The sequence below is a fragment of the Endozoicomonas sp. G2_1 genome (assembly GCF_017744155.1).
Taxonomy (GTDB): Bacteria; Pseudomonadota; Gammaproteobacteria; order Enterobacterales; family Alteromonadaceae; genus JAGHQT01.
Genome location: NZ_JAGHQT010000010.1, coordinates 85,260 through 103,010 on the forward strand (window position 1 = coordinate 85,260; position 17,751 = coordinate 103,010).

The window sequence follows — 17,751 nt, forward strand, 5'->3', positions numbered from 1 at the left end:
CTGTCTGATAAATCATCAAACTAAAATTTACATTTCGAGACCTAACAATGAGCTACTTCACTCGAACCTTGCCGCCAATAATTTTGTATGCAGGCGTGCCTCGCACCAAAGTATCTCGAGCAAATTCACTTTCGCAATTGGGGCAAAAGCAGGGCTTAGCAGTGTAATCTTCAACAATCCTCTCTTTAAAACACTTTACTAACGCACCTTTACCACCTTTTTTGTATTTGAACAGTTTTTGTTGGCATTTACTGCAATAAATATTCACGGATTTAGCCGGAGCTTTCTTATTTGGTTTCGCCATAAATTGAGAGCAAACAATTAATTATAATTTGACTATTAGAGCAGCTATGCTTTTTGTTTTTCAAGTGAATATCACGGTATGTAAAGTTTACCGAGACAGTTTCGCTTAACTTTAAACTCAGTATTTTGCTATCAATTGATTGATATTAGTGAAATCAGTTTATAATCTCGTTGAAACTCATTAACAAACTAATAATAACTATGAAAAAAATACTCAGTATTGGCTTACTGACTGCTGTAGCTTTATCAGGCTGTAACAGTATTGAATCAGACAATAGCCAAACGATTAATAGCAAAAGTGATATACAAGCTGCTTACAACACCATTAACGCCAATCAGCTAGCCGAACACGTTAAAGTGCTAGCTTCTGATGAATTTGAAGGTAGAGCTCCTTCAACTAAAGGCGAACAGCTAACACTCGATTATTTAACCAATAATTTAACTAAATTAGGTTTTAAGCCGGGTAATGGCGATAGCTTTTTACAAGCGGTTCCTATGGTTTCTCTCGAGGCGTCACCAGAGATGATCTTAACCATCGGCAGCCAAGCAAAAGGTGATAAAACCTATCAATACGGCAAAGATATGGTAATGGGTTCTAGCCGCATCACTGAGCTATCAGAGTTAAACCATTCTGAGTTAGTTTTTGTCGGCTATGGTATTAATGCCCCAGAATATAATTGGAACGACTATCAAGGTATTGATGTAAAAGGTAAAACAGTCGTTATCCTAGTTAACGATCCCGGTTATGCAAGCCAAGATCCAGCGTTATTTACCGGTAATGCCATGACTTACTACGGTCGTTGGACCTACAAATACGAGGAAGCTAGCCGCCAAGGTGCAGCAGGTGCCATTATTATTCATGAAACCGCACCAGCTTCTTACGGTTGGTCAGTGGTGGCTAACTCTTGGAGTGGTCCGCAATTCGGTTTTGATCGCGACGACTTAAACAAAGATCGCGTCGCCGTTGAAGGTTGGATCAACGCGGAGGTTGCAGCTGAGCTGTTTGACAATGCCGGTCTTAACTTCAAACAAGCTAAAGAAATGGCCGCTAAAGGTAGCTATCACGTTGAAATGGGTGATTTAACCGCTTCTGTCACGGTAAAGAATACCGTTAAAAAGTCAACGTCATATAACTTTATCGCAACCTTACCAGGTCGTACCGTCTCTGATGAACACATCTTATACAGCGCTCATTGGGATCACTTGGGTAAAAATACTGGTTTAGAAGGCGATCAAATATACAACGGAGCAGTCGATAACGCGACGGGAACAGCAGCGCTCATTGAAATTGCAAAAGCGTTTGCGAGCTTACCTGTTAAGCCTGAGCGCTCAATAACCATTATCGCGGTAACCGCTGAAGAACAAGGTTTACTAGGTTCAAAGTACTACGCAGCCAATCCAGTTATTCCTGCGAATAAAACGGTCGCTAACATCAATATGGATGCTTTAGGTGTTAACGGTCGCAGCAGCGATGTTTCAGTCTACGGACTCGGCCAATCAGAACTCGACAATTATCTAACTGTTGCCGTGAAAAAGCAGGGTAGAACAATTGCTGGCGACCCTCGCCCTGCCGCAGGCATTTACTATCGTTCAGATCACTTTGCCTTCGCCAACATTGGCATACCGGCGCTGTACGCCAAAAGTGGTAAAACGCCAGTAGATGAAGCAACTAGATTATTGCGTGAACAGCTGGATCCGAAATTGGCTAAGTGTTACCACAACCTTTGTGACGAATTCACTGAAGAATGGGACCTCTCTGGTGCGGTTGAAGATATTCAAGCTTTCTTTGAAGTCGGTTACGAGCTGTCTTCAGCCAATATCTGGCCGAAATGGAGCGAAAAATCAGAGTTTAGCCGTAAATAAATAACGAGTAATAAACGACAATAACTCGCAATAAAAACGGTATATATATGACGCAGTTTTATATACCGTTTGTGAGTCATACTCGATACCTCACCTGTAATGAGCATTCTTTGATAATTTTTAGTAGTAACAAGCTTCGAATAAATACTGTTCTGTAATAAAAAGTAGAGCTGACGACGACTAACTATATATTGACTACAATACTTTAAAATTAGCCGACTCATAGAAAAACACCACACAAGCCAGCCTTTTCAGCGCATTTCTAAAATAAAAAGTCAGTAATTGGCTTTATTTTTGATGACTTTATGAACGCTACTTAAAAATCGTATCAGATAACAAGTTCAACAAATTTAAGTGCTTAGCCACTCAAAAAACAAAACCCTGAACTATACTCAATACAACTAAGTGTAATTTACAGGTAAAATTAATGAATAAACACGTTTTAGTAATTGCCGATTTTGAAGATAATGACTTACTCTCGCTAGAAAAAGCGCGAGACATTGCCAAAGATATTTCAGCAAGCTTAGAAATCATCAAGTTTATTCAGCACAACAAACACGCTCGAATTTCAGAAACTGAGCACATTAACCAAGCACAAGTATCACTCAACAAGATAGTTGAACAAACCTTCGGGCCTGATCAAACACATGTCGACGCAAAAGTTGTGGTCAGTGATCACATTGATGAATGGGTGGTTAAGCGATGTGACGAGCAGATGCCAAAAGTAGACTTAGTCATAAAGGGTGGTCACCGTACAGAGTCACTTTTTCACATGCCTACCGACTGGAAATTAGTGCGCCACTTACACTGCCCTATTTTGATTGCTAGTCATAACAAGTGGAAAAGCAAAGCCAATATATTGATGACGTTAGACTTGGGACATGATGATGTAAGGCACCAACACCTCAACAATTTGACACTAGACTGGGGAAACACTTGGGCACAAGCAACTCATACCTCTTTGCACGCAGTTTACTGCATTCCCATCGCTAGGCCATTATTAGAGTTAGATATTGTTGATAAACACAATGTTGAACGGAAAAAAGCGCCGGCATTTAAGCAAAAAATGGAAGCGATATTGACCGAACACGACATCACTAATGTCACTAGTCACGTCCATGCCGGCTGTACAAAAAAAGTATTGCCTCATGTCGCCAGTGACTTGCGCGCCGATTTAGTTATTCTCGGCTGCTTTGGTCACGAGGGGCTCAACGGCTTTTTACAAGGTAATACTGCAGAAAAAGTTATGCACCATTTACGCACAGATTGTTTGATTGTAAAGCCAGCTCAAGATATGTAAAAGCTAAAACATAACGACTAATTGCAGTTATAAAATGAAGGTAACGAGTAAAAGAATATACAAAGAAGCATTGGACTAGTTTTTAGTTGTGGCTAGTCCCAATTATCTTATCTCTCCTCGTCACTTTAGCGCCTTTTTGCTTGCGAACTCCAGTTTATTAATAGGTAGTCGACAATAGCAGCTATCACTAGGTATGCAGTGATGCTGGCTTCGGTAGAGAGTGAAGCAATTGGATTGTCAAATATCCCAAAACAAAATTCTGTAGGTTTTGCTAACGCATAACCAAAATGGCACTGAGAGTTTTGCTAAATATAAAGTATCTCGGACACCCCAATTACTACAAGAAAACTGACAGTAAAACCAGCCCAAATAATCCCCATAGCTTTAAAAAATCTAGTACCTTTATCAGTTTGATCACTATATCTAGAGAATAAAAATACTAAATAGACGACGGCAAAAAGGAATGATATGGCTTGGCTTACTACGAGCATCAACAGTAGCGTGACAGGATCAATATGCAAAGATTTATTCTCTTTTTTGATAATGCTCAATCAATGGTATTAAAATTAGCAACAACATCCAACTGACTTGGAGCTGGAAAATAGAGAAATGTATATCAGAGCATCATCTGAATGTATTGACTAAGGCAGACGGCCAAAAATCAAAAAGAAGCGCGCCCACACTCATGTTAACTTGTAACAGTGAACATCACTAGCAACGCGTTGCTTCATAAAATTAACTAACGATGGCTGCGTAACTAAATATTGAGACAAAGAGCAACTTTACGTTGTTTAATCATTGTTCCCAATGAGTTATTTCTCAGCAGCAACTATTGAAATTTCAACTAACAATTCTTCGCGAGCCATATCAGCAGTAACACATGCTCGAGCTGGCGCATGCCCTTCTGGTACCCATGCATCCCATACTGCGTTCATACCAGCAAAATTTTGCATAGTTTTTAAGTAGATAGTGGCAGATAAAATATGTTCGCGATCACTGCCCGATTTAGCTAACAGTTCATCTACTTTATCAAGCATGGTTTGGGTTTGTTCAGTTATGCCTTTACTTGCATCAGCGCAAACTTGACCACACAAATAAATAAGGCCTTTGTGCTTAACAATTCGGCTCATTCGCTGTTTGGTTTCGATTCGTTCAATTGTCATAGTGTATACCGCAGTTTTAGGGGATGCTCAAAATGAGACATCCCATTTGGTGTTAACAATTATAACGAGTTTGTCGTTCTACGGCGCCAAACTAAGAACAGAAGAGCTAATCCCAACAACGCAACCGCACTTGGTTCTGGAACAGCGGTTGGAGCCACTGGTCGACTTGCCAAGCCAGAAAATCGAGCTGTTTGACTTTCAGTATAAAAGCCAACACGGCCAGAGGTAAAACTAGTATCGGTAAATGAACGGTTAATACCACCTAAGCTAAACGAAATATCATCACCGTTACGGCCAACTGAAAAGTTGTAGTCAACATCGTCTTGCCAAAATATTTCTTGTTGGAACAAAATAGTTGAAACACCAGCAACTTCTCTCACTAAAAACATACCACTTGAGACTACCAAACGACCGTCAGCGCCTATACCGCGATCATTTAAGCCACCTTGCTCCCACCCCAGACGATAGTGATTATCAGCGTCTTGCCAGCCAAAAACCACACCTAAAATGTCATCATCATCAAAAAAGCTAGTCGTCGGAGTTAAAATACCGTCAAAAGTAAAATCACCAGTTAAACTGAAGTTACTAATAATAGAACCATTGGCGTTATTGTTCTGTACTGCTTGATTACTACCAGAACTTGTTAGTCCTTGAGCACCACCGCGAGCTGGTGAGTCTTCAAGTGTCCATAAGCTGGTATCAACAATAATATTGGCTTGTGCAACACTAACGACAAAGAAAGCAAACAAAAACGAGAGACTTTTAATTGACTTCAACATACTACAACCTATCTGTAAGTTACTAAAAAGTATAAAGGGTTATTTACCGCGTCCTTTAAGCAAAAAAGATACCAACATTAAATAGTATTATTTTTCAATACCTTACAGACATACAACGCTATTAAATTTTTTCATTGTTAAAATAACCGACAGCTATAAGTATGAAAAACAATCACTTATGACACTTTAATGACAAATGTTACAGTGACCAAACAATTAATGATTGGAGTCTGGCCAAACAAAACCGTGAAAAGTATTAATATAGAGTTGTTCAACCTCAGCACGTGCCCAAGGGGTTCTGCGCAAAAATTTAAGACTCGATTTAATACTCGGATCGTGACTAAAACAGCGAATTTTGACGCACTTTGCCATTTCATCCCAACCGATTTCAGCCTCTAATCGAATTAATAATTGCTCTAGAGTGATACCGTGAAGTGGATTATTAGGCTGAACTTGGCTCATTTATTTGCATACTTAATAGGTTGATGGGAACAAGATTAGACACTAATACATAAAGTACCTAAACATTGTTGCCAGTATAGCAAACTAATTTCTATTGCCCTATTACCCTGATACTAAGTTTGACCGACTTAATATCAGTGCTCCGCTAAACCTTTACTCAAAAAGCTCAGTGCTAAAGTAACGCTCTGCGGTATCGGCAAAAATCGTCACGATTTTGGCTGATGGCATCTGCTTTGCCACTTCAACACTCGCAAACAATGCCGCGCCGGAAGAAATACCAACAGGCAATCCCTCTAGCTTCGCGAGTATTTTCGCGCTATCGATTGCATCTTGATTATCAACCGCAATCACTTGATCGAGTAGTTCGACATCCAAAATATCAGGGACATGACCTGAACTTAGCCCCTGAATTTTGTGGACGCCACTGCGCCCTTCACTCAATACAGGGCAGGACGATGGCTCTACCGCAACCACTTTTAATGCTGGATTAAGCGTCTTTAAACGTTTGGCGATGCCCGTAATTGTGCCACCAGTACCGACACCGGCGACAATAACATCAATTTTTCCCGCAGTGTCACGCCAGATTTCTTCGGCAGTTGTTTCGGCGTGAGTACAAGTATTTGCATCATTAGCAAACTGATCGAGCATTACAGCATTGGGATTATTGGCAATTAGCGCTTTGGCTTTATCTATTGCTCCTTTGGTACCAAGTGCCTTTGGCGTGGTAACGACCTTAGCACCGTAATGTTTAATTAATTTTCTGCGCTCAATAGACATATGTTCAGGAATAACAATGGTCAGAGGAATATTCATCATCGCGCAAATCCAAGCACAAGAAACACCATTGTTACCTGACGTTGCTTCGATAATTTCCGTTTTCTCAGTAAATGATGGCGATGCCATCAACTCTGAGATCATTGCCATTGCGGCGCGATCTTTCACCGAACCCGCCGGATTAAAGTACTCAATTTTAGCCATAATATCAGCCGATAAGCCCAGCGCTGCTTTTACTCTATTTAGCTGAACTAAAGGCGTTGCACCAATAGTCTCGGTAATACTTTGGTAGATTTTGCCACGACTTTCAGTCGCGCTAGATAAATGACTTTCGATTTGAGTCGAACTTTGGTTTGAAACTTGATCTATTAACGCGACATTAGCTGACATCTTTTTCTCTCATTAAGTGCTGACGTTTATGGTAAATAGTTTGCCACTGATGATGAGAAAATAATTTCCAAAGTTTAGTCAATTACCGCTAATATTAGAAAAATAATTCAATTCAACCTCAATAATGAGAATAATTTTTCATGGATAACATTGATAAAGCAATACTACGACTTATCCAGCAAGATGCGACTCTGTCGGTCAACGACATTGCGGAGCAGGTTGGGCTAACGGTTTCTCCCTGTTGGCGACGCATTCAAGCACTGGAAAAACAAGGTACTATTGTCAAGCGAGTCACTCTATTATCAACAGAAAAGCTCAATGTTGATCTGACGGTATTTGTTCAAGTCAAAGCTGGGCGACACGACGAAACGTGGCTCACCACCTTTGCCGAACATGCCGCTAGCTTTGAACAAGTGGTTGAGTTTTACCGTTTAAGTGGTGAGTACGACTACCTGCTTAAAGTTGTCGTTGCCGATATGAAAGCGTTTGACGTTTTTTACAAAAAGCTCGTCAGTGGTATTGATTTAGCCGATGTCACCTCTAGCTTTGCCATGGAACAGATCAAATACACGACCGCGTTGCCGATTCGCTAGGCATTGTTCAAATTACATCATTAGTCAGCTCAAATAAATAGTCAGTTTACATCATTGTTTTGCTAAATTAGCTTGCCAATGCATTAGCCCTCACTTAGGCTAAAACCAAAAGCCTAATCATCGAAGAGAATACCAATGTTTAACAGCAACGATGCTCCAGAAGCTTCACCAACAACAACGAACGATGCCGTTACCAGCTTGGCGCCAAGTGAACTATTAAAAGAAGAAATTGATCAGGTCACTAAGTATTACGATTTGATTATCGACTTTTTTGCCAACTACAGCTTTCAATTGGTCGGCGCATTTTTAATCTTTTTATTTGGCTATTTCGTTGCTGGAAAAGTAGGTAAATTAGTGCTGAGAGTCTGTGAAAAGCAATCACTTGATATCACCCTTAGTCGTTTTCTCGCCAACACCAGTAAAATGGTAGTTGTCGTACTCATCACCATAGTCGCTTTAGGCAAGCTAGGTATTAGCGTAACGCCGTTTGTCGCCGCAATTGGTGCGGTAACTTTAGGTGCTAGTTTAGCGCTGCAAGGTTTGCTGGCTAACTATGCTTCGGGCTTTAACATTATTTTGCTGCGCCCATTTGTCGTTGGCGACACTATCCAAGTACAAGGGGTTAAAGGGGTAGTAAAAGAAGTCCTGCTCGCTTACACCATTTTACAAGACGAAGACAATGTTGAAATTACTATTCCCAACAAACACATTGTCGGCGAGATTCTTCACAATTCAAAGCACGACTCACTATTAGAGCTAAGCATAGGTATTTCCTACGACGACAATCCGATCGACGCTATTGCACTGATTGAAAAAACCATTAGCGAACTCAATATCACCGGCGAGCAAAAACAACTACAAGTGGGCATTGACGAGTTCGCCGACAGTAGTATTAATATCGGTATCCGATTATGGACGCCAACCAATAACTTATACGCCAATAAATACCAAGCAAACCAAGCAATATATGGCGCGCTCAAGCAAGCAAGTATTACCATCCCTTACCCACAACGGGATGTTCATTTAATTCAACAAGCAAGTTAGTCCTAACTAAAAAATTATGACAAACGTAGATCAGCTAAAAAATTACCTGCTTGCCAAACCCGAGACCAAACTGGATTACCCATTTGGTCCCGAGGTTGAAGTATACAAGGTCAAAGGTAAGATGTTTGCCACCTTGTCATTCGGTACCGGCAATGAAAAAGGTACCGAGGGTAAGTTGGCCGGACACTTTTGTATGAACTTAAAGTGCGATCCAGATGAAGCTGTTATCTTACGCGATATCTTTGCCTCAGTGACTCCCGGTTACCATATGAATAAAGCTCAATGGAATACTGTCATTCTCGACGGTTCAATTCCAAAAGGTGAAATCGAACGCATGATAGATCAATCCTTTCGCTTAGTGGTCGGCAAAATGACCAAAAAAGAGCAAACGTCAATCTTGCTCAAGTTATAACCGCAATGATGCTGATTAAACAAGTAGCCCCCATTGACGACTTTCTAAGGCTCCGAGCTATTACCGGCTTAACCCCGAGAACACGAGCGGCTGCAGAAAAGGCTTTGCCCAACAGCCTTTTTGGTGTTCACATTGTTCACGACAACCAAGTGGTTGCAATGGGACGCGTCGTCGGCGATGGCGCCCTCAATTTTGATATTGTCGATATTGCGGTTGAGCCCAGCTATCAAGCACAAGGATTGGGCACTGAGATTATGCAAGCAATTATGGACTATCTCGATCAAGCGGCAATGCCTAGTGCTTACATCACCTTGATGGCTGATGTCCCGGCCCTATACAAAAAGTTTGGCTTTAAGCTAAGCCGACCGCGCTCTGAAGGCATGTATATAGTAAAGTAATGAATAGTTAAATAACTCGCTATTTACAACAAATCTGGATGTTTTAATAATTAAATGACAGTTCACAAATTCGACCCACCATTACAATCTGCCACCTTAATCAAACGCTACAAACGTTTTCTGGCCGATATCCGCCATCCAAATGGTGACATTGAAACCATTCACTGCGCCAATACTGGAGCCATGACTGGCTGCGCGAACGAGGGTGATACGGTTTGGTACAATCGACACGACAACCCAAAAAGAAAGTACCCGTGCAGTTGGCAGCTGAGCCAAACAAAAGCAGGCCACTTCATTTGCGTCAATACGGTACAAGCCAACACCCTGACAGAAATTGCGCTAAAAAGTGATGTAATTTCAGCGCTGACTGGCTACCAAAATCTAGCGCGCGAAGTCAAATACGGAGGTGAAAACAGCAAGATAGATTTCTTGCTCAGCCAGCATAAAGACCAGTCAGTTGCCGATGCATATGTCGAAGTGAAAAGTGCAACCTTGTTGGCACAAACGGATCGAGACGCCATTGCTCGAGGCTGTGGCTATTTTCCCGATGCCGTCACTAGTCGAGGCCAAAAGCACTTGCGAGAATTAATGGCGATGAAAAGTGCAGGCTATCGAGCAGTGCTGATTTTCGCGGTTTTACACACAGGCATAAAACAAGTATCGCCAGCAAGTCATGTGGACCTTAAATACAGTGAATTACTTAAGCAAGCTATTGCTCATGGCGTTGAAGTGCTGGTATACGGAGCAACTATCGATCAACACCAGATGGCATTAACCGATAGCTTGCCACTTATCGTTTAACCTTTTGAAGTTAAAAAATAAGTATTGGTGATTTTAGTTTAAAGTTTGCCATTATTGCTGTGACAAGCGATAAATTAACAGTGCCGCCTTTTGACTATTTTGAGCAAAGGTATCAAGCTCAGCAACTTCGCCTTTCGTGTGTCCACCTCGCCCCATTAAACCCAAGCCGTCTAATGCCATATCGACATAGCCAGAGGTAAATGAAATATCGGCAGCCCCTGCTTTTCTTGGATCGACCGCGGTGACTTTGCCATAGCCTAAGTCTTGGCTAACTTTACTGTAAACCTCAAGCAAATCGGCGTTGCCCTGTGTCGGCGTAAGTGGCGGATAACCATCAGCAAAATGAATAGTTGCTTGGGTATGAGGTAAATTATCTGTAACTATTGCAGTCATTACTTGCTTGGTCTTTGCCAGTTGCTCAGCTGATATTGCCCGAATATCGCCTTTTACTAGTGCCGTTTTAGCAATAACATTACTCTTGCCAAAAGCACTGCCAGTTGATGCTTTGTTGTCAAAGCTGGTTCGAGTACCTGCGACAATAGCGCCAGGATTAAAAGTTAAATTTGGTTCTTCACCTAATTGCTCGCGAAAGCTATTTAAAATACGAGCACTTTCATAAATCGCACCAGCACCGATATCTTCGCGAAAAATTTGCGAAGAATGTGCTGATTTCGCCGTAACTTCTAAAGTCCAGCCAATAGAACCTCGACGAGCAGTCACGGCCGTGGTGACATTGCCATCACCATCTTCAAAACCAAGGGCAACATCCGCCCACTTAGCACCGTCTATCAATGCTTTTTTAGATGCGGATAACGGTCGACCACTCTTTTCTTCATCGCCGGTCATCACCACTTGTAAGCTAATGTTGTCTAAAACACCTTCTGCCTTTAGCGCTTTTGCCAACGCTAAAATAATAATGTTGCCACCTTTCATATCGGTGACACCGGGACCCGCAACTTGAGTTTCATTAATCTTTCGATAACGCTGAAAGTCGTCCTCTGGTGCAAACACTGTGTCTAAGTGACCAATCAGCAGTACTTTCTTAGCGTTGGCCTTGTTGGCGTGATAAGTCGCCACCAAGTGTCCCGCGCGATTAAACGACTTGCCATCCAACCATTTTGTTTCAAAACCAATGGCATCAAATTCGCTTTTCAGATACATGCCAACATCTTTAACGCCAGCAAAATTCATCGTGCCACTATTGATGTTAACAATATGCTCTAAATGTTTTAAATCACGAGGTAAGCTCTGTTCAAGCTGAGCAACAATAGCTTGTTCTTTTGCCGAAAGCTGAGTATCAACTGACTTAGCGCTAAGCGGAAAAGCAACACTGAGTGAAACGAGAACAGCAGCAACACTGCTTAAATGGTTTTTAAACGGTTTCATAACAAATCTGGATAATAGATAAATATGGCTAATAGTTTACCTGCAAACAAGTAAAACAAAACTAATTTCACGGAAACAAAATCGCAAATTTCAGGTCAACATTAGTAATCACTTACGTATCTGTACAGTAAATAGACAAAAGGTCAATAATTAAACGATATCGTATGATTAGCAGTTGACGTTAACCTAAAAAACTTGCTAAAAGAGTTTGTTTACTTGTTCCGCCTTAGTACCGATTATTAGCAGCTTGCTAATTACCAAGGTAAGGCATTGATAATAAAGCGCTATTTTATTTTTATCGCCATAAACTTGATCTTTATAGCAAGTGAACCCATATAGCGCATTAGTAAAATTAAAATGACCAATCGCTATCAACAGATTGGCAACCGTGGCAATTGCAACCATGTGTTAGCGCTAAGCTAACTAGGTCTATGTAGCATTAGGAGAATAAGCATGCCAGAAAAGAAAGCATTAGGTATTTTGGCGTTAGCGGGCGTCGAGCCATATCAGGAAAAGCCTGGCGAAGAATACATGAGCGAAGAGCAACTAGAGCACTTCAAAAAAATTCTTGATGCTTGGCGCGTTCAGCTGCGTGAAGAAGTTGACCGCACAGTAACTCACATGAAAGACGAAGCAGCAAACTTCCCAGATCCTGTTGATCGCGCTGCTCAAGAAGAAGAATTTAGCTTAGAGCTTCGCACCCGAGATCGCGAGCGTAAACTTATCAAGAAAATTGAAAAGACTCTGCAATTGATCGAAGAAGACGAATTCGGCTTCTGTAAGTCATGTGGCATTGAAATTGGTATCCGTCGCTTAGAAGCACGACCAACTGCCGATTTGTGTATCGAGTGTAAAACACTAGCAGAAATCAAAGAACGCCAAATGGCGGGTTAATCGCTGAGCTTCCTCAGTGACCATTGCAGCATTTTTTGACTTGCTGCTTTGCTATTAACCGTTTGACTCTAGCCCAATCTACAACCTAACTGATTGGGCTATCACCATTCATTATGTCATCTCCCTTATCAACCGCTAATCAAGCCTCAAATCAGCCTTATGTGGGTCGCTTTGCCCCGTCCCCTTCTGGAGCCCTTCACTTTGGCTCTCTGGTCACGGCATTAGCCAGTTATATCCACGCTCGGCAACATCAAGGCAAGTGGCTGGTGCGCATTGAAGATATTGATCCTCCTCGGGAGCAAGCGGGCGCCGCAGACGATATTTTGCGAACTCTTGACGCTTACGGCTTACATTGGGACAGCGAAGTTTTTTATCAAAGCCAACAAAGTGAACGCTATCGGGCAATATTGCAAACACTGCTAAAGTGTAAGCAAGCCTACTATTGCACTTGTACCCGCGCTCAAATTAAAGCCCATGGCGGTATTTATCAGGGCCATTGTAAAACGCTCGCAAGAACACCTGAAAATGCAGCAATTAGAGTCATTAACAACGTTGGTCATTACCGCTTTAACGACATATTTCAAGGCACTGTCAGCTGCCAACAAGCTTTGGCCGCTGAAGACTTTACTGTGTTGCGCAAAGATGGCTTATTCGCATATCAACTAGCGGTTGTTGCCGACGACATAGAGCAAAATATTAGCCATATTATTCGCGGCGCAGATTTACTAGAACCGACCGCCAGACAGCTAAGCTTTTATCAAATATTGGCTCAACCTGCCCCGCTGTTCGGTCATGTGCCACTAGTCGTTACTGAGCAAGGTTATAAGCTTAGCAAGCAAAATAAGGCGCCTGCCATTGATCAAAAGAGGCCGCAGCCAAGTATTATTGCTGCCCTCAAATTTTTAGGACAAACACCACCAAGTGATTTGGTTGAGCAAGATGTAGATACCATTATCGATTGGGCAGTCAGTCAGGTTAATTTTACAAAAATGCCAAAACAGCCCGAAATAGTGTTGTCTGTATTTGAATAAAAATAAGACAATTACCCGAGCAATCATTCTATTTTTATCGAAATCAGTATATCATGCGGCCAAAAAACGACTTGCGTCGCAGCCAAAACACGAAGCGAATATAAGGCGTAAAAACGCAAACACCGCGCCAAAATACTTTTACTAGAGGTTACTACTATTAAACGCGTCATCAACTTGTACAAAAAAGTCTTTAAAAAAGGTCAATCGAGTCGTGCTCAATCGAGCCAAACTCAAGGCCCAATAGTGATTACTCGCGATCAACATCCGGTATCACGACAAGACATTAGCAGCAACGCTTTAAAAGTACTCTATCGCCTTAACAAAGGTGGCTACGACGCATATTTAGTCGGTGGTGGTGTTCGCGATATATTATTAGGCCAACAGCCAAAAGACTTCGATATCGCGACCAATGCCACACCAGAGCAAATTAAAGCGCTGTTTCGCAACTGCCGCTTAATTGGCCGACGTTTTCGTCTCGCCCATATTGTTTTTGGCCGAGATATTATCGAAGTAGCGACATTTCGCGGTCATCACGACAGTCAACAAGCGCAATCGGGTGATAAAAAATCCAAGCAATCTGAGCACGGTATGCTGCTTAGAGACAACATTTACGGCACCATAGATGAAGACGCTGAGCGCCGTGACTTTACCATTAATGCACTCTACTATTCGGTCGCTGATTTTAATATTTACGACTTTGCCAACGGCGTAAAAGACATAGAAAATCGCGTCATCCGCTTGATTGGTGATCCAGAGACTCGCTTCCGCGAAGATCCCGTGCGTATGCTAAGAGCTATTCGCTTTGCCACTAAGCTCGACATGACCATAGAAGCCGAGACCGAAGCGCCAATCACGCGTTTAGCACCATTATTGGATAACATTCCACCAGCGCGAATGTTTGAAGAATTTCTCAAGCTGTTTGTTTCTGGTAAAGCGGTTGCTAATTTTGAGCAGCTGCGCGCGTATCAGTTGTTTACTTACTTTTTCCCAATTGTTGAACAAGCGCTAAGTGCACCAGACAGCGATAATTTACAAGCGCTAATTAATCTCGCGTTAGGCAATACCGATGATCGCTTAGCTAACGAGCAAAGAGTCACGCCAGCCTTCTTATTTGCCGCGATTTTGTGGTATCCGCTGCAAGCCCATATCAATCAGCTCAAGGCCAGTACTCAACTGACGCCTCAAGATGCTTTTTTTGCCGCTTATCACGAGTTGATGTCAGAGCAGCAGCGCAGTATTGCAATACCAAAACGGTTTCAACTGCCAATGAAAGACATTTGGATTTTGCAGGATAAGTTTTACAAGCGCGAAGGCAAAAAAGCATTTAAAACATTAGAGCACCCGAAATTTAGAGCCGGCTACGACTTTTTATTACTCAGAGCTGAAGTTGAAGGTGGCGAATTACTTGAACTCGCGAAATGGTGGACCGACTTTCAACAGGCCAATCCGGATACCCGTAGCCAAATGATCAAGTCGACTAGCAAAAACACCAGTAGCAGACGCAATACTCGTAGACGCCGTAAGCCAAAATCTAGTAATGGCGGTCAACGTCAGCCAAATAACCACTAGCTCATAGCTAACAGAAGTAAAGTGCTAACAGTGGTACAAGAGCGACAAAATAGTATGACGCAAGATCTGGAAAATAATTCGTCAAATAGTGCTCAAAAGAGTGGCACAGAACTGGTTTACCTAGGTTTAGGCAGCAACTTAGCGCAGCCCAAAGCGCAAGTTGAGCAAGCAATCAATGCACTGAGCGTGCTTGAGGGTACGCGGGTTGTCGCGGTTTCTTCCTTGTATGGTAGTAAGCCAATGGGACCACAAGACCAGCCCGACTATGTCAACGCGGTATTAGCACTAGAGACATCACTTGAGCCGCTAACGCTACTAGACGCCTTGCAAGCCATTGAATTACATTCCGGTCGAGTTCGCAAAGCAGAGCGCTGGGGGCCGAGAACGCTAGATTTAGATATATTGTTGTTTGGTCAACAGGTTATCGAATGCGATCGACTGACGGTGCCCCATTACGGCCTTAAACAAAGAGAGTTTGTCGTGCTACCATTAGCCGAAATTGCCCCTGATTTGGTACTACCCGATAATACCGAGCTGGCTACACTGGCTAAAACAATTGCACCTAACGGATTAACTAAGTTAACACAATAGCCTTGCGACAACAGCGCAGGTAGCTAAAAGAGAGAACGATTATGGCAAAAATCACTACATCTCGTTTGTTGAAAATGAAACAACAAGGCGAGAAAATAGCAACTATTACCGCCTACGACGCCAGCTTCGCTAAGCTTTTTGACCAAGCCGGTATTCACGCGATTTTGATCGGTGACTCTCTTGGTATGGTGCTGCAAGGGCACGACGATACCCTGCCGGTAACCATCGACGACATGGCTTATCACACCGCATGCGTCAAAAAAGGCGTTGAAGAAACCCTGATTATTAGCGATATGCCATTTATGGCTTATGCCTCAACGGAACAAGCCTACGCCAATGCCACTAAGCTAATGCAAGCTGGCGCATCAATGGTCAAAATGGAAGGCGGCAGCTGGTTGCTACCAACAATTAAAGGCCTAGTAGAACGCGGCGTTCCAGTCTGTGCCCACTTGGGCTTGACGCCACAATCTGTGCACTTGTTTGGCGGCTTTAAAGTACAAGGTCGCGAACAGTCACAAGCTCAAAAAATGATTGAAGATGCTAAAGCGCTTGAGCAAGCGGGTGCCCAGTTACTGGTCTTGGAGTGTATTCCAAGTGAACTCGGCAAAGCGATTTCCGAGGCGATTAGTATTCCTACTATCGGCATTGGCGCTGGTAAAGACACCGACGGCCAAATTCTGGTGATGCACGACGCCCTTGGTATTTCATGCAGTTACATGCCGAAGTTCTCTCGCAACTTTTTAGTTGATACTGGCGATATTAAAAAGGCCGTTGAGCTCTATATTAGCGAAGTACAAAACGGCAATTTTCCCGGTGATGAACACTGCTTCAACTAACCGAAAACAATTGACCAAAAGCACTAAAACCAACTAAAAAGACAAAACAATAATATATCAGGCCAATTATCGGCGTTGATGTCTCACACTTGATGACATCTCGCTGATATTACAGTATGCCTGCAAACACAGAAAATAAGATGAATACAGTTAGCGATATCAATGCGCTTAGAGCGCAAATCAACCAGTGGCGTCAACAAGGCCAAACCATTGCTTTTGTCCCGACCATGGGCAACTTGCACGCTGGCCATATAGCCTTAGTCACTGAAGCTCACAAGCACGCAGATAAAGTGGTTGCCAGTATTTTTGTTAACCCAATGCAGTTCGGCGCCAATGAAGATATCGATAACTATCCAAGAACTCTAGCTGATGACCAAGCAAAATTGGCCGCTGAAAACACCGACTTGTTATTTACGCCAACACCTGAAATTATTTACCCAAAAGGTCTAGAAAACCAAACCTACGTCGAAGTACCAGATGTTTCACAAGGCTATTGTGGCGAAAGCCGACCTGGTCATTTTCGCGGTGTCAGTACCGTGGTTTGCAAACTATTTAACTTAGTGCAGCCAGACGTTGCTTGCTTTGGTTTAAAAGACTATCAACAGGTGCAAGTCATTCAAACGATGGTTGACGATTTATCAATGCCAGTAAAAATTGTGCCCGTTGCCACCAAAAGAGAAGCCAGTGGCTTAGCCATGAGCTCGCGCAATAACTATTTAACACCAGAGCAAAAAGCAATTGCCCCGGCGTTAAACCAAACCCTGAACTGGCTGGCCGCACAACTTACCGAACAAGCTCATCAAAACCTAGACGACAATACGGATTATCAGCAGCTAGTTGAGCAGGCCAAAGCGCGTATTAACGACAGTGGCATGCAAGCTGACTATATCGATATTTGCCACGCTAGAACGTTAGCGCCAGCGATAAATACCGACAAAGAGCTCGTGATCTTGGGCGCTGCATTTTGTGGTAAGGCACGACTAATCGACAACTTGCAACTGACACTCGATTAATCGAAAAGATTTTTAGCCATTGATAAATAAGAGTTTTACTTAAGTAGACGAGAATTTCTACCTCCACCAATTAAATTTTCCGATTTAACTAATCGACTTTTTGGCTTCGGCAAAAATTTAATTCACTCCTATACTTATCCCCGAACTAT

General features: G+C 42.5%; 18 protein-coding genes. 13 read left to right on the forward strand and 5 right to left on the reverse strand.

Features of this window, described 5'->3' with window-relative positions; translation table 11 throughout:
- Positions 1 to 504 precede the first annotated feature (504 nt).
- Together J7384_RS12635 and J7384_RS12640 are read left to right on the forward strand one after the other, a co-directional pair.
- Positions 505 to 2,166, forward strand: a complete 1,662-nt coding sequence (locus J7384_RS12635; protein WP_209114581.1) for a M28 family metallopeptidase — start codon at positions 505 to 507, stop codon at positions 2,164 to 2,166.
- A 427-nt stretch (positions 2,167 to 2,593) separates the two neighbouring features.
- On the forward strand, positions 2,594 to 3,466 hold the full coding sequence (locus tag J7384_RS12640; RefSeq protein WP_209114584.1) for a universal stress protein: 873 nt from the start codon (positions 2,594 to 2,596) through the stop codon (positions 3,464 to 3,466).
- Positions 3,467 to 4,278: 812 nt separating this feature from the next.
- Here the strand turns inward: J7384_RS12640 and J7384_RS12645 are convergent.
- From J7384_RS12645 to cysK, 4 genes are all read right to left on the reverse strand, one after another.
- On the reverse strand, positions 4,279 to 4,629 hold the full coding sequence (locus tag J7384_RS12645) for a RidA family protein (RefSeq protein ID WP_209114586.1): 351 nt from the start codon (positions 4,627 to 4,629) through the stop codon (positions 4,279 to 4,281).
- Between the two features lie 59 nt (positions 4,630 to 4,688).
- Positions 4,689 to 5,408: a PEP-CTERM sorting domain-containing protein gene (locus J7384_RS12650; RefSeq protein WP_209114588.1), complete on the reverse strand. Its 720-nt coding sequence runs from the start codon at positions 5,406 to 5,408 to the stop codon at positions 4,689 to 4,691.
- Between the two features lie 216 nt (positions 5,409 to 5,624).
- Entirely contained in the window at positions 5,625 to 5,870 is a 246-nt protein-coding gene (locus J7384_RS12655) for a VF530 family protein (protein ID WP_209114589.1), read from the reverse strand.
- A 153-nt stretch (positions 5,871 to 6,023) separates the two neighbouring features.
- Positions 6,024 to 7,034, reverse strand: coding sequence for a cysteine synthase A (cysK, locus tag J7384_RS12660; RefSeq protein ID WP_209114591.1), 1,011 nt, complete (start codon positions 7,032 to 7,034; stop codon positions 6,024 to 6,026).
- Between the two features lie 140 nt (positions 7,035 to 7,174).
- On the opposite strand from cysK, the gene J7384_RS12665 reads away from it, so the two are divergent.
- The 5 genes from J7384_RS12665 (at position 7,175) to sfsA (ending at position 10,282) form a co-directional block, all read left to right on the forward strand.
- Positions 7,175 to 7,627, forward strand: coding sequence for an Lrp/AsnC family transcriptional regulator (locus J7384_RS12665; RefSeq protein ID WP_209114592.1), 453 nt, complete (start codon positions 7,175 to 7,177; stop codon positions 7,625 to 7,627).
- 135 nt (positions 7,628 to 7,762) lie between these two features.
- On the forward strand, positions 7,763 to 8,671 hold the full coding sequence (locus J7384_RS12670; protein ID WP_209114594.1) for a mechanosensitive ion channel family protein: 909 nt from the start codon (positions 7,763 to 7,765) through the stop codon (positions 8,669 to 8,671).
- A gap of 16 nt (positions 8,672 to 8,687) precedes the next feature.
- Positions 8,688 to 9,083, forward strand: coding sequence for an MmcQ/YjbR family DNA-binding protein (locus tag J7384_RS12675; RefSeq protein ID WP_209114596.1), 396 nt, complete (start codon positions 8,688 to 8,690; stop codon positions 9,081 to 9,083).
- A gap of 5 nt (positions 9,084 to 9,088) precedes the next feature.
- Positions 9,089 to 9,481 (forward strand): GNAT family N-acetyltransferase, encoded by a 393-nt coding sequence (locus J7384_RS12680; protein ID WP_209114598.1) that lies wholly within the window; start codon positions 9,089 to 9,091, stop codon positions 9,479 to 9,481.
- 54 nt (positions 9,482 to 9,535) lie between these two features.
- Positions 9,536 to 10,282: a DNA/RNA nuclease SfsA gene (gene sfsA, locus J7384_RS12685; RefSeq protein WP_209114600.1), complete on the forward strand. Its 747-nt coding sequence runs from the start codon at positions 9,536 to 9,538 to the stop codon at positions 10,280 to 10,282.
- A 51-nt stretch (positions 10,283 to 10,333) separates the two neighbouring features.
- Here sfsA and J7384_RS12690 read toward each other — a convergent pair whose 3' ends face one another.
- Complete coding sequence (locus J7384_RS12690; protein WP_209114602.1) at positions 10,334 to 11,668, reverse strand: M20/M25/M40 family metallo-hydrolase; 1,335 nt, start codon at positions 11,666 to 11,668, stop codon at positions 10,334 to 10,336.
- Positions 11,669 to 12,121: 453 nt separating this feature from the next.
- Between J7384_RS12690 and dksA the strand changes: the two genes are divergently transcribed.
- The 6 genes from dksA (at position 12,122) to panC (ending at position 17,602) form a co-directional block, all read left to right on the forward strand.
- Positions 12,122 to 12,562 carry an RNA polymerase-binding protein DksA gene (dksA, locus tag J7384_RS12695; RefSeq protein WP_209114604.1) on the forward strand — a complete coding sequence of 147 codons (441 nt, stop codon included), beginning with the start codon at positions 12,122 to 12,124 and terminating at the stop codon, positions 12,560 to 12,562.
- A gap of 113 nt (positions 12,563 to 12,675) precedes the next feature.
- Entirely contained in the window at positions 12,676 to 13,593 is a 918-nt protein-coding gene (gene gluQRS / locus J7384_RS12700; RefSeq protein ID WP_209114607.1) for a tRNA glutamyl-Q(34) synthetase GluQRS, read from the forward strand.
- Positions 13,594 to 13,767: 174 nt separating this feature from the next.
- Entirely contained in the window at positions 13,768 to 15,162 is a 1,395-nt protein-coding gene (gene pcnB, locus J7384_RS12705) for a polynucleotide adenylyltransferase PcnB (RefSeq protein WP_209114609.1), read from the forward strand.
- 54 nt (positions 15,163 to 15,216) lie between these two features.
- Positions 15,217 to 15,753 carry a 2-amino-4-hydroxy-6-hydroxymethyldihydropteridine diphosphokinase gene (gene folK, locus J7384_RS12710; protein ID WP_209114611.1) on the forward strand — a complete coding sequence of 179 codons (537 nt, stop codon included), beginning with the start codon at positions 15,217 to 15,219 and terminating at the stop codon, positions 15,751 to 15,753.
- Positions 15,754 to 15,794: 41 nt separating this feature from the next.
- Positions 15,795 to 16,589: a 3-methyl-2-oxobutanoate hydroxymethyltransferase gene (gene panB, locus J7384_RS12715; protein ID WP_209114613.1), complete on the forward strand. Its 795-nt coding sequence runs from the start codon at positions 15,795 to 15,797 to the stop codon at positions 16,587 to 16,589.
- Between the two features lie 140 nt (positions 16,590 to 16,729).
- Positions 16,730 to 17,602, forward strand: a complete 873-nt coding sequence (gene panC, locus J7384_RS12720; RefSeq protein WP_209114615.1) for a pantoate--beta-alanine ligase — start codon at positions 16,730 to 16,732, stop codon at positions 17,600 to 17,602.
- Positions 17,603 to 17,751: the final 149 nt, after the last annotated feature.

Excerpts from the sequence above, each read along its gene's own strand:
- J7384_RS12635 (WP_209114581.1), top strand. The coding sequence starts at position 505 with ATGAAAAAAATACTCAGTATTGGCTTACTGACTGCTGTAGCTTTATCA.
- J7384_RS12640 (WP_209114584.1), top strand. The coding sequence starts at position 2,594 with ATGAATAAACACGTTTTAGTAATTGCCGATTTTGAAGATAATGACTTA.
- J7384_RS12645 (WP_209114586.1), bottom strand. The coding sequence starts at position 4,629 with ATGACAATTGAACGAATCGAAACCAAACAGCGAATGAGCCGAATTGTT.
- J7384_RS12650 (WP_209114588.1), bottom strand. The coding sequence starts at position 5,408 with ATGTTGAAGTCAATTAAAAGTCTCTCGTTTTTGTTTGCTTTCTTTGTC.
- J7384_RS12655 (WP_209114589.1), bottom strand. The coding sequence starts at position 5,870 with ATGAGCCAAGTTCAGCCTAATAATCCACTTCACGGTATCACTCTAGAG.
- cysK (WP_209114591.1), bottom strand. The coding sequence starts at position 7,034 with ATGTCAGCTAATGTCGCGTTAATAGATCAAGTTTCAAACCAAAGTTCG.
- J7384_RS12665 (WP_209114592.1), top strand. The coding sequence starts at position 7,175 with ATGGATAACATTGATAAAGCAATACTACGACTTATCCAGCAAGATGCG.
- J7384_RS12670 (WP_209114594.1), top strand. The coding sequence starts at position 7,763 with ATGTTTAACAGCAACGATGCTCCAGAAGCTTCACCAACAACAACGAAC.
- J7384_RS12675 (WP_209114596.1), top strand. The coding sequence starts at position 8,688 with ATGACAAACGTAGATCAGCTAAAAAATTACCTGCTTGCCAAACCCGAG.
- J7384_RS12680 (WP_209114598.1), top strand. The coding sequence starts at position 9,089 with ATGATGCTGATTAAACAAGTAGCCCCCATTGACGACTTTCTAAGGCTC.
- sfsA (WP_209114600.1), top strand. The coding sequence starts at position 9,536 with ATGACAGTTCACAAATTCGACCCACCATTACAATCTGCCACCTTAATC.
- J7384_RS12690 (WP_209114602.1), bottom strand. The coding sequence starts at position 11,668 with ATGAAACCGTTTAAAAACCATTTAAGCAGTGTTGCTGCTGTTCTCGTT.
- dksA (WP_209114604.1), top strand. The coding sequence starts at position 12,122 with ATGCCAGAAAAGAAAGCATTAGGTATTTTGGCGTTAGCGGGCGTCGAG.
- gluQRS (WP_209114607.1), top strand. The coding sequence starts at position 12,676 with ATGTCATCTCCCTTATCAACCGCTAATCAAGCCTCAAATCAGCCTTAT.
- folK (WP_209114611.1), top strand. The coding sequence starts at position 15,217 with ATGACGCAAGATCTGGAAAATAATTCGTCAAATAGTGCTCAAAAGAGT.
- panB (WP_209114613.1), top strand. The coding sequence starts at position 15,795 with ATGGCAAAAATCACTACATCTCGTTTGTTGAAAATGAAACAACAAGGC.
- panC (WP_209114615.1), top strand. The coding sequence starts at position 16,730 with ATGAATACAGTTAGCGATATCAATGCGCTTAGAGCGCAAATCAACCAG.